The organism is Segatella copri DSM 18205 (genome assembly GCF_025151535.1).
GTDB lineage: Bacteria > Bacteroidota > Bacteroidia > Bacteroidales > Bacteroidaceae > Prevotella > Prevotella copri.
On the sequence record NZ_CP102288.1, the window covers coordinates 3297016 to 3309366 of the forward strand.

At 45.6% G+C, this 12351-nt stretch carries 9 protein-coding genes; 5 read left to right on the top strand and 4 right to left on the bottom strand.

Annotated elements, in window-relative coordinates; genetic code table 11:
- Nucleotides 1-23: 23 nt before the first annotated feature.
- From NQ544_RS13845 to NQ544_RS13865, 5 genes are all read left to right on the top strand, one after another.
- Nucleotides 24-2231: an endo-1,4-beta-xylanase gene (locus NQ544_RS13845; RefSeq protein ID WP_006848767.1), complete on the top strand. Its 2208-nt coding sequence runs from the start codon at nucleotides 24-26 to the stop codon at nucleotides 2229-2231.
- Nucleotides 2232-2444: 213 nt separating this feature from the next.
- Nucleotides 2445-3905 (top strand): TolB family protein, encoded by a 1461-nt coding sequence (locus NQ544_RS13850; RefSeq protein ID WP_006848766.1) that lies wholly within the window; start codon nucleotides 2445-2447, stop codon nucleotides 3903-3905.
- Between the two features lie 27 nt (nucleotides 3906-3932).
- Nucleotides 3933-5192 carry a DUF6057 family protein gene (locus NQ544_RS13855; RefSeq protein ID WP_006848765.1) on the top strand — a complete coding sequence of 420 codons (1260 nt, stop codon included), beginning with the start codon at nucleotides 3933-3935 and terminating at the stop codon, nucleotides 5190-5192.
- Between the two features lie 352 nt (nucleotides 5193-5544).
- Nucleotides 5545-6483 (top strand): hypothetical protein, encoded by a 939-nt coding sequence (locus NQ544_RS13860; RefSeq protein ID WP_006848764.1) that lies wholly within the window; start codon nucleotides 5545-5547, stop codon nucleotides 6481-6483.
- 3 nt (nucleotides 6484-6486) lie between these two features.
- Entirely contained in the window at nucleotides 6487-7944 is a 1458-nt protein-coding gene (locus tag NQ544_RS13865) for a CE1 family esterase (protein WP_153134067.1), read from the top strand.
- Nucleotides 7945-8111: 167 nt separating this feature from the next.
- On the opposite strand, the gene NQ544_RS13870 is transcribed toward NQ544_RS13865, so the two are convergent.
- The 4 genes from NQ544_RS13870 to NQ544_RS13885 all read right to left on the bottom strand — a co-directional run bounded on the left by NQ544_RS13870 (nucleotide 8112) and on the right by NQ544_RS13885 (nucleotide 11608).
- Complete coding sequence (locus NQ544_RS13870; RefSeq protein WP_040553957.1) at nucleotides 8112-8570, bottom strand: transposase; 459 nt, start codon at nucleotides 8568-8570, stop codon at nucleotides 8112-8114.
- Nucleotides 8571-8729: 159 nt separating this feature from the next.
- Nucleotides 8730-9653, bottom strand: coding sequence for an Rpn family recombination-promoting nuclease/putative transposase (locus NQ544_RS13875; RefSeq protein WP_006849518.1), 924 nt, complete (start codon nucleotides 9651-9653; stop codon nucleotides 8730-8732).
- A 449-nt stretch (nucleotides 9654-10102) separates the two neighbouring features.
- Nucleotides 10103-10561, bottom strand: coding sequence for a transposase (locus NQ544_RS13880; protein WP_040553957.1), 459 nt, complete (start codon nucleotides 10559-10561; stop codon nucleotides 10103-10105).
- A 159-nt stretch (nucleotides 10562-10720) separates the two neighbouring features.
- The gene (locus NQ544_RS13885) at nucleotides 10721-11608 is read right to left on the bottom strand and encodes an Rpn family recombination-promoting nuclease/putative transposase (protein ID WP_006849521.1); all 888 of its coding nucleotides are present in this window, start codon (nucleotides 11606-11608) and stop codon (nucleotides 10721-10723) included.
- Between the last annotated feature and the right edge of the window lie 743 nt (nucleotides 11609-12351).

Genomic DNA, 12351 nt, shown 5'->3' on the forward strand with positions numbered 1-12351 from the left:
CATCTAATAATAGGTAGATTATTATGAAATTGAAAAATATTAATTTTGGTTTAGGCTTGGTAGCTCTCTTGGCTTTGTCATCATGTGCTGATGACAAGTTCTCGGAGTACAGAACTGATATGACCAAGAACTTGAAGGAATATCAGTATCTTAACAACTACGAGCCTTTGAAGAAATATGTCGAAGACATGAAGGCTTCTGGCAAGTGCAATCCCGACTTTAAGTTGGGTATTGCACTGGCTGCGCCCGACTTCAACAAACAGGAGCTTGTATATTGCTTGGCTGGTAGCAACTTCGAGGAGATGACAGCAGGCAACGCCATGAAGTATGCTTCTTGTGTAAAAGATGATGGAACCTTTGACTTTAATACTGTTAAGGATTTCGTTACAAATGCAAAGGATGCAGGTTTGACCATCTATGGTCATACGCTTGCTTGGCATTCTCAGCAGAACAAGACGTATCTTAGTAAACTTATTGCAGATAAGGAAATTCAGGTAGATCCTAGTCAGAAGGAAGAGAAGACAGATTATCAGCTTGATTGCTCTACACTGACAAAATATGATTGGTTTGATCCTTCTGCTTCTTCTGTAACTACAGAGTGGAACAAAGATGGTGCTGTGGTCATAACCAATCCGGAGCCGATTGAACCTTTCTATAAACTCCAATATTGGTTGGTCAATGGAATCTCTTTGGATGAGGGAAAGGATTATAAACTGACCATAGAATGTAAGGCTGAAGGCGCATCTGATGCCAACATCCATTTTAAGTTAGGTGATTGGAATGTTGCTGAGCAACAATTCACGATTCCTGTAGGTAAAGGATATCAGAAAGTTGTTTTGTCTGTATCTCCAAAAATGGCAAATAATGGCATTATGTTCCAACATGGAGACTTTGCTGGTAAGATTTATTGGAAGTCTATCACAATTTCACACATGGAAACTCCTGTTATGGAAATCCCTTCAACTGTGGCTAAGCTTGATTTTGAAGGAGAGGAGTCTCTAGGTGGTTGGGGTATGGATCATACTCCTGAGAATGTGAATGGAGTTTGCCAAGTTGGTAATGATGCAGCTAAAAGCGCAGACTGGAATGCTCAGGTTAATTTTGAGCCTGGATTTATATTCGAAAATGGTACAACTTATCATTTGAAGATGAAAATCAAAGGTTCTGTAGCTGGTCAATTTGGTGCTCTATTTCAGAATCCTGACGGTTATAAGCCTTGCGGTAATTTCCAGAACATTTCTGTTACTAAGGATTGGAAGGAAGTGGATGTCACAGCTAAGTGTAATGGTGATGGTGCTTCTCGCTTGCTCTTAAATATCGGATTGTATGCCGGTACACTCTATATTGATGACTTTGAGGTTTATATCACGAAGTCTGCTAATTCCATTCCTCTTACGGATGAAGAGAAGAAATCTCTTCTTACTGATGCAATGGGCAAGTGGATTGATGGTATGATGGAGGCTACTGATGGTTATGTTACATCATGGGATGTTGTGAACGAGGCCCTTTCTGGTGACGATAAAGATGGTGATGGCAAGTACGACTTGCAGCATGCTGCTACAGCTTCTGCTGACGACAAGAAGAACTGCTTCTACTGGCAGGATTACCTGGGTGACATTGATTATGTTCGCACTGCTGTAGCTGCAGCTCGCAAGAGTTTTGCCGCCCATAATGGTGACCCTGACAAATTGAAACTCTTCATCAATGATTATAACTTGGAGAGCGATTGGGACGAAAATGCCAAGCTGGAGAGTTTGAAGAAGTGGATCGATGATTGGGAGGCTGATGGTGTTACCAAGATTGATGGTATCGCATCTCAGATGCATATCACTTGCTATGCTGATCCTAACACTCAGAAAAGTAAGAAAGATCATATCGTCAAGATGTTGGAGTTGATGGCTGAAAGTGGCAAGCTTTGCAAGATTTCTGAACTTGATATGGGTTATGTTGATGCCGCTGGCAATAAATTAACTTATGATCAGATGACTGAGGAACAACACAAGGAAATGCGTGACCTCTACACCTTCGTTCTCCAGAAGTACTTCGAGATTATCCCTATTGATCAGCAGTATGGTATCACTCAGTGGTGTGCTACAGATTCTCCTAAGGATTCAGGTTGGCGTCCTGGTGAGCCTACTGGTCTCTGGGATCTCAACTATCTTCGCAAGCATACCTATGCAGGTTTCGCTGCAGGTCTTGGTGCTCCAGAATATTGGAACGATGCCAAGTAAATACTCTAAAAGACATTAGTTTTAGGTTTATCATACAAAGATTAACCGAAAAAAGATGTTAGTCGTTAAGGTTGGCTGTGTTGTGATGACACGGTCAACCTTTTTGCGTTTTCGTGCCAAAATCTTTCATTTGGCTGCATAATTTCAATCCAGATAAAGTATTTGTTACATGATGCAAAGGGTGTTTCAGGGGAAAGATGTATCTTTGTATCCATGAAAAAGATATATTATTTGCTGATGGGCTGCCTGCTGCTGGCGGGTTGCTCGCAAAAGCCACATGACATAACGATGGTGAGCCAGTTGCCTGCCATCTATCCCGACTACGTGGGCGTTACTGTGCCCGCCAATATCGCTCCGCTCAACTTCTGCATGGAAGATGAGGGATATACGGCTATGTCGGTACAGATAAAGGGATCCAGGAAGGGAGCGATGGAGACATCGGGAGAGGATGCGGAGTTTGACATCGAACAATGGCATCAACTGCTACGTGATAATCGAGGCGGAAAACTGACCATTATTGTTGTCGCCAAGAAGGACGGACAGTGGAGACAATTCAAGCCTTTTGACATCTTCGTGGATAAGCAGAGGATGAAGGAGTGGGGCGTCACTTATCGCATGGTGGCTCCTGGCTATGAGCTCTATGGTATGCAGGGACTCTTCCAGCGTTGCCTCTCCAACTTTGATGAGTTTGCCATCTATCGCACCACCGAGGTGCCGGGCAGTTGTGTGAATTGTCATACCGCCAATGCCACCAATCCCGATGAGTTTACGCTGCATATCCGTGGCGAGAAGGGTGCTACCCTGATTCGCCATCAGGGCAAGGACGACTGGATGAAGTCGAAGAATCTGGAGGTGGGTGGTCCGATGGTGTTCCCTTGTTGGCATCCATCGGGCAGGTTTATCGCCTTCAGCACCAATGATACGCAGCAGTATTTTCATTCTCAGGCTAAGAAGCGCATCGAGTATTTCGATATGAGCTCTGACATCTTCATCTACAATCCCGAGACGCATGAGGCGATGGTGGATGCTCGCTTTGCCACCAAGGAGAATCTGGAGAACTGCCCTGTGTTTTCGCCAGACGGTAAGTGGCTCTATTATATCACCGCGCCTTTCAGAGATCCGAAGCAGCATTTCCGTGAGAGCCGATATAGCCTCTGCCGTGTGGGCTTCGATGCCAAGACGGGCAAGCTGAGCGAAATGGTGGATACGCTCATCAGTGCAGTGGCTTTGGGCAAGAGCATCACTTGGCCTCGTCCGTCATACGATGGCAGATATCTGATGTTTACCACGCTGGATTATGGCTACTTCTCTATCTGGCATCCGGAGGCTGACCTATGGCTGCTAGATTTGAAGACTGGCAAGGCTTATGCCCTGGACGCTGCCAACAGTGATGACTCTGACAGTTTCCACAACTGGAGCAAGAGTGGCGGATGGTATCTCTTTACCAGTAGGCGAGAGGACGGCCTGTATACTCGCATCTATCTGGCTAGCGTGGACAGGCAGGGCCATTCTACCAAGCCTTTCCTCCTTCCGCAACGCCGACCTAGGGAGGACAATCTGCGCCGCATGTATTCATATAATACGCCCGACTTCACGCTGCGCAAGGTGGAGATAGAGGATATGCCTGGGCATATCAACAATCCTAAACGCATGGAATGGCGGGCGGCTAAGTGATGCTATATATAACAAGGTATAAGGAAAATGAAAGATACGAAGAATAATGATAGAAGCCGATGGATGATGGCGGTTGGCTTCATGGCTGCCCTGTACATCTTCTGGCGATATGCCTATCCCTGCGAATTGGCTTATCATGAGCAGATGCAGCTCTTCTTATGGAATGGGGATTATCTGATGGATAGACTGACAGAACCAGGTGGCGTGGCTCGCTATCTGGCTGAGATGCTGGTGCAGTGCTATAACAATCTGCCGCTGGGCGCCTTGCTCCTAGCGCTACTCATGGGCGGCTTGCAACGGATCACCTGGCTCTTGATGAGAAGGATGGGCTGTAAGGACGGTATGAGATGTTATCTCCTGTCGTTTCTGCCGCCTATTGTGATGTGGGCGATCATGGGCGATAAGGATGTGATGACTACTGTGCCTATGGCTTTGCTGCTTACTGAGGCTATGTTGCTGCTGATGCCTAGTAACATCTTCTCGGCTTGGAGACCTGCCATTATTTATCTGCTGCTATTGCTCACTTTGGGCTATTGGCTAGTGGGACCGATGGCGATATGGGCAGCAATGTGCTTGGTGGCTTATGCCTTGTGCAGGCAGAAGGATAAGCAGAACTGGGCGATGGGCTTGGTGGCTGTGCTGGTGGTAGGCTTGTTTGTGCAGTTGGATAGTGCCAGAATGCTGCCTTATCCCAAGGCTCGTGTGTTTCGTGGCATTGATTATCTGCGCGATCCTACGGCGTTCTTCCCTCATGAGTGGTATACTTCTGATGTGTATGAGCAGATGGAGTATAGCATGTTGGTGCGCCGACAGGATTGGCATGCCATCTTGGACAAGGCAGCTAAGAAGGCTCCGATGGCTACGGCGAGCGAGGCGGCTGTGAAGTTGGCGCAATGGAAGACGGGGGCATTGAGTGATGAGGGGATGCGCCAGTTTATGGCTTCGTATGGCAAGCTGGATCACCCCATCAATATCTGCATGAAGAGTGACCTCTTCTTCCATCTTGGTTTGGTGAATGCTTCTCGCCGATATGCCTTCGAGTTTAAGCAGCTCATTGCCAATGGCAATCAGAGTGGCAGAATGCTGAAGCGTCTTGCCGAGACCGAACTGGTGAGTGGCCATGAGCAGTTGGCGCGCAAGTATCTCTACATCTTGTATGATGCCACCTTCTATCGCCAATGGGCGGAGGATGTGCTTCCTCTCACCCGCAGTGTCAAGCTTTTGGATGCTCATCCCCTCTATGGCCCGCTATCCCATAGCTTCCCAGAGAAGGACGTGATGTATTAGGCTCATCTGTATATTTTTCCTCTGATATTTTTCCTCTGACCAAACATTTGGGGAATCTGGAATATTTTGGGTAAAAACATTTGGGGAATCTGGAACATTTTGGGCAAAAACATTTGGGGAATCTGGAATATTTGTTTATTTGACTTTTCCTGATTTCCTCTTCAAATAGGTTTGATGGGGTATCATTTTCGTTATAATGTTGGCTATCAAACCTATTTGGTACTTCTTACAAAGTATTTGTTACTCCCCGCAAAGTCTTTTTCAGCCTTTTCTGTTATTTTTGCAAGCGGAAATGAGAAACATTTCAATTTTATAACTGGATTTATTAACTTAATAACAAATTGTAAAGCTTATGAAAAAGTTATTTACTTTGATTGTAGCAGCTTTCATGGCTGTAAGTGTGAATGCTCAGACAGAGACTCCTCTTGTTTTGGGTGGTGGCTGGAATGCAGGTTTTGCCTACGATGCTGATGTTTATGATTTCACTATCTCCAAGATGTATGGAGCAGCAGAGTTTGCTTGCAATGTCAACTCTGCAGATTATCCTAAGTATATCCTCGAGTTCGAAGATCCGCTTCCTGCCAACTGCCAAGTAAACTATACTTGGAAGGCTTCTGCTGATGCAGAAGGTGAGGCTACTCCTGCTTATGGTCGTGCTGTGGGCGATGGAACTACCAAGAAGTATGAATTGGTATTCGACCCGGAGCATCCTTACATCGTGGGTGTAAGCGTACAGCATACCGATGATGAAGAGGTGAACCTGAAGGTGAAGAAGCTGACTCTGGTGGGTGCCGACAATTCTGAAAAGCAGGTCTATGCCTCCTTCACCGATTGGGCTGGTACTGATAACACAGTTGCTAATAAGTATAAGGGTATAGTTTCTTTCGATAAACTGTGGCAGCAGCTTGCTATCAATGGCTTGGCTGGCAAGAGTAATGTTACAGTCAAGGTGAAATTGGCTGAGCCAACCCCAAATGTTCAGATGTGTGTAGATTACGAGGATAAGACATCTGAGTGGCCTTCATTCGGAGGCAGCGATGAGGTTACTTTCACCACCAAGGAAGGTGCTGTCATCAAGAACGTGGGTATCCAGTATACCGACCAAGAAAATAATCCAGCAAAGGTTTCTGTGCTCGGTGCCTGGTTGGTTGATACACCTACCGGCATTTCTAAGGTAGAGAATCTGAAGGTTGCTCAGGATGGCAAGTGCTTCAACCTCGCTGGTCAGCAGGTAGGTAAGAACTATAAGGGCGTTGTCATCAAGAATGGTAAAAAGATGGTTATCAAGTAATAGATGAGACGTTTTACAATGCTCGCATCTCTCCTCATGGTTCTGTGTCTACAAATGGCGGCACAGACCTGGGAAGATGTAAAAGTGGGGACTTCTACTCGCAAGACCCTCACTTATGTACCAAAGAATGTAGAGAAATCACCGGCTCTGGTGATTTCTCTGCATGGTATGAACCAGGACCCTGAGTATCAGCAGAATCAGACGCAATGGAATGCGCTGGCTGATACCGAGGGTTTTATTGTTACTTATCCGCTGGGTAATAACAGAATGTGGGACACTCACGGTACTTCTGATGTGGAGTTTGTGGATGCTGTCATCCAAGAAATGATAAACCAGCACCATGTGGACAAGAACCGCATCTATCTCTCGGGTTTCTCTATGGGTAGCTGGCTGGGTTATCATTGCCTGGAAACGCTTGGCTATCAGATTGCCGCCTTCGGACCTGTGAGCGGTGTGGATATCGGTAAGCAGCCTAGAGCTAACCGCATGGTGCCTATCATGCATATTCACGGAACCGCTGATGATGTGTTCAAATATACGGGCGATCCTAATCACATGGCTGGCGGTTATCCTAGCATTGAGGAATATGTAAAGAAGTGGGCTGCCTACGAAGGTTGCGATGCAAGCAATCCGCAGGTAATCCGTCCTTATCCTGCCGGCAGCACAGGTCCCAAAGCTACACGTACTATATATAATAATGTGAACGAAGGAGTAGAGGTGAACCTGATTGCCATCGATGGCAAGGGACATTGGCATTCTAATGAACCTAACGGGGTAAATTCTACCCAGGAACTGTGGAACTTCTTCAAGCGTCATCAGTTGAACCAGTCTTCGGTGCCTGTGGAAAAGCGCAACTATTTCATCCGTTACGAGAGTACTGTGGGCAAGAACCTCTGGGACAGTCAGGCTGTCTACACCTTGCCAAAGGCTTTGGAGAAGGATGCCAAGTATACGCTGACCATGAAGATGAGAACTTCAGCAGATTGCGCTGAATTGGGATTCTGGCCTATCTGGAATGCAAGTGCCAACAGGAACCAGTGGGGTGGAAGCGCTGATGTGCAGTATCTGGCAGCCTATCATGTAGAGGCTGGCGACTGGAAGACGCTGACCTGGGATTTCACAGCCAACTTCACCTTGGATACCTTCCAGTTTGTATTTGGCACATACGGTGGTACACTCGATATTGACGATATGGTGTTGGTGAAGGAAGGAACATCAGAGAATCTGATAGCTAACGCCGATTTCTCAGCCCGCAATATTAAGGGCTGGAGCGCCAACCCGAATGGTCCAAACTATTCTCTTGCCAGCGAAGCCTATGCTTCAACAGGCATCGAGAAGCCAGCTGTGGCAACCATGATGAAATCTGCGGATAAGGCATACTACACTCTTCAAGGTGTGAAGGTTATTCGTCCTACCAAGGGTATTTATATTCATGGTAGTAAGAAAATCGTGATTAAATAACAAACAGAAGTTTCGCATGTGGTTCAAGTACGGGCTGAAGGCCCAAAAGCCCCAGAAGCAGCACGCCCTGAAAGGGCAGAAGCTCCTAGCCCAGGGCATCGCCCTGGGTATAATAGCAATCAGCAAGGCGCCCTGTAAGGGCAAAAGCCTTACAACACCAATCTTCCTTAATCCCGGAACACGAATTTTTCATTATATTCCACATTATATAATTCCAAGAATGCTCTATATTCCTCTGCAAACGAATGCTTGCTGTGATGCTCTTTCTGATTGTCAATATATTGCAATGTTTTGTCCACAACGGATTGACTGATGGAATATGCGGCATAACCACCCTGCCATGCGAAAAAATGATAATAACCCGGATCAAGGTCCTTTATCCATCTACTGCTGTTTCGCTTGATTTCCTCAACTATTTCGGAAATCGTGACATCTTTTGATAATATGAACAATACATGAACATGATCGCCTATACCACCAGCCTTTATCTCGGTACATCCCGCTGTCTTTACAAGTTTGCCGATATAACAATGGAGTCGTTCCAAATCATTTTCACGGATTTGGGGGCTCGTTGATTTGATGTGGAAAATCAAATGGATGTAAATTTTTGATAAGGATTGCGCCATATTATTAAAGCTTTTGCCCTTACAGGGCGTTGGTTTGTATATCATAATACCCAGGGCGTTGCCCTGGGCTAGGAGCTTCTGCCCTTTCAGGGCGTGTGGGGACATGATGGTGTTCTGATGCCTGGGGCGTGTGGAGCTTACATGCGAAACTTGAGTTTTTTATGAATTGCTCAGATTCTTAATGATTTCCAAAGGTAGCTGGGTAGCTTTGGAAACCTGTTCGGCAGGAAGTCCCATTGCCAGCAATCGTTGTGCTATTTCTGTGTTGGCCTCATGCTTGCCTTCTGCTCTACCTTTCTCCATACCTTTTTCCATACCTTTCTCCATACCTTCCGCAAGACCTTCTTGCTTACCTTTTTCCTTACCTTTCTGGTAGCTGTCATCTATGAGGGTTCTTTCAACGCTTACGGAATCCCAAAACTTGTCGTAGGCTCTGAGCTCGGCATCCGAGAAACCGGAAATCTCCAGTTCCTCTACGGCTTTTCCAATCTCCGGGTCATTGAGCAGGTCGGCAGGAATATCCTTCGTATTGGAATTGATTTCCGTGAGGAAACGGAGCCACAATACCATCATGCGCTTGTCGGCAATGGAATGAGGAGTGAACTTAGGGAGTTCTATGAAGGTGAAATGCAAGCCCTCAATGACCTTATTGCTGTCCTTATCGTGCACGATGCGGTAGTTGTGGATGAAATCCGGAGTATCATGCGCAAAGATATCATTTATCAGGTTGAGAGAATACACTGGTTGCAGTTCGCTGTATTTGCCTCCCTTTTTTGCCTGACTCACATAGAGCTTGGATGCATTGAACAGTACTCGCTGCTGGAATGCGTCAGACCATTCCATCTGCATTTCCACGCAGAACTTCCTGCCTCTGACATCCGTGCAGAGTACATCCACTATGGTGTTCTTGCCCCCTTCGAGCTGGGGCACAAGTTCTGTAGGCAGATACTTGATTTCGCGTATCTGCTCCTCGTCGCTGAGTGGCAGGAGGGCGTTCAGAAGACTGATCAGTCTTTTAGGATGATTGCCGAATATCTTCTTGAACGTAAGGTCTGCCTTGGGGTCTAAGTACTTCATAACCATCTGTTTTAAAATTCCATGCCGCAAAGTTACGGTTTTATTTTCATATCTGCAAGAGATTTCTGGGAAAAGTTGCTGAAAAAGTTAGGAACCCACATATTTTATGTTATAAGGTAAATATCTGTGTAAATCAGGGATAAGGGTCTATATGCCACGATGAAAAGGTGGCGTATAGATCCTTGATTATATGGTGATATTTGTAATCTACATCTCCGCTTTCTGCATCTTTATCTCCTCTGCCGAAGGAAAGAGAAGAAGCAGAACGCAGGCTAAACGCAAGCAGCACGCCCTGAACCAACGGTCACCGGCCGAAGGGAAAGGTAAAGGGCAGAAGCCCCAGAAGCAGCACGCCCTGAAAGGGCAGAAGCTCCTAGCCCAGGGCATCGCCCTGGGTATGATAGCAAACAGCAAGGCGCCCTGTAAGGGCAAAAGCCTTACAACACCAATCTTCCTTAATCCCGGAACACGAATTTTTCATTATATTCCACATTATATAATTCCAAGAATGCTCTATATTCCTCTGCAAACGAATGCTTGCTGTGATGCTCTTTCTGATTGTCAATATATTGCAATGTTTTGTCCACAACGGATTGACTGATGGAATATGCGGCATAACCACCCTGCCATGCGAAAAAATGATAATAACCCGGATCAAGGTCCTTTATCCATCTACTGCTGTTTCGCTTGATTTCCTCAACTATTTCGGAAATCGTGACATCTTTGGATAATATGAACAATACATGAACATGATCGCCTATACCACCAGCCTTTATCTCGGTACATCCCGCTGTCTTTACAAGTTTGCCGATATAACAATGGAGTCGTTCCAAATCATTTTCACGGATTTGGGGGCTCGTTGATTTGATGTGGAAAATCAAATGGATGTAAATTTTTGATAAGGATTGCGCCATATTATTAAAGCTTTTGCCCTTACAGGGCGTTGGTTTGTATATCATAATACCCAGGGCGTTGCCCTGGGCTAGGAGCTTCTGCCCTTTCAGGGCGTGTGGGGACATGATGGTGTTCTGATGCCTGGGGCGTGTGGAGCTTACATGCGAAACTTGAGTTTTTTATGTATTGCTCAGATTCTTAATGATTTCCAAAGGTAGCTGGGTAGCTTTGGCAACCTGTTCGGCAGAAAGTCCCATTGCCAGCAATCGTTGTGCTGTTTCTGTGTTGGCCTCATGCTTGCCTTCTGCTCTACCTTTCTCCATACCTTCCGCCATGCCTTCTTCCATTCCTTTCTGATATCTGTCATCCAGAAGGGTTCTTTCAACGCTTACGGAATCCCAAAACTTATCGTAGGCTCTGAGCTCGGCATCCGAGAAACCGGAAATCTCCAGTTCCTCTACGGCTTTTCCAATCTCTGGGTCATTGAGCAGATCTGAAGGAATATCCTTCGTATTGGAATTGATTTCTGTGAGGAAACGGAGCCACAATACCATCATGCGCTTGTCGGCAATGGAATGAGGAGTGAACTTAGGGAGTTCTATGAAGGTGAAATGCAAGCCCTCGATGACCTTATTGCTGTCCTTATCGTGCACGATGCGGTAGTTGTGGATGAAATCCGGAGTATCATGCGCAAAGATATCATTTATCAGGTTGAGAGAATACACTGGTTGCAGTTCGCTGTATTTGCCTCCCTTTTTTGCCTGACTCACATAGAGCTTGGATGCATTGAACAGTACTCGCTGCTGGAATGCGTCAGACCATTCCATCTGCATTTCCACGCAGAACTTCCTGCCTCTGACATCCGTGCAGAGTACATCCACTATGGTGTTCTTGCCCCCTTCGAGCTGGGGCACAAGTTCTGTAGGCAGATACTTGATTTCGCGTATCTGCTCCTCGTCGCTGAGTGGCAGGAGGGCGTTCAGAAGACTGATTAGTCTTTTAGGATGATTGCCGAATATCTTCTTGAACGTAAGGTCTGCCTTGGGATCTAAGTACTTCATAACCATCTGTTTTAAAATTCCATGCCGCAAAGTTACGGTTTTATTTTCATATCTGCAAGAGATTTCTGGGAAAAGTTGCTGAAAAAGTTAGGAACCCACATATTTTATGTTATAAGGTAAATATCTGTGTAAATCTGGGATAAGGGTCTATATGCCACGATGAAAAGGTGGCGTATAGATCCTTGATTATATGGTGATATTTGTAATCTACATCTCCGCTTTCTGCATCTTTATCTCCTCTGCCGAAGGAAAGAGAAGAAGCAGAACGCAGGCTAAACGCAAGCAGCACGCCCTTTCAGGGCGTGTAGGGTAAAACATGCGAAACTTCAGTAACGAATTAATCTATATAATATAAATAATAAACAAATGGTATAAAAAATCCCAGAATTGCTCTTCCAAGCAGTTCTGGGATTTATTATGTCTGATAGTTTGCCATGATGTGCTTCCGTTTGCCTACAGACATGGCTGCGTGGGGTTAAGAATATGACTGCATTGGGTTAAGAATATGACTGCATTGGGTTACGGATACGACTCCGTAGGCTAACGGAGACGTATCCTTCAGCTTGTCGAGATATCTGCGTCAGCTGATTGAGTCACTTGAGTTAGCTTACTGAACTAGTTGGGTTAGCTGATTGAACTACTTGAGTTAGCTGACAGAGCTATATCTGTATTCTGTAGTATTACATGTGTATATTTTTCTAATTTAATGTCACATTTGCCACACTTATACTTAACCCTTTGATTATTAG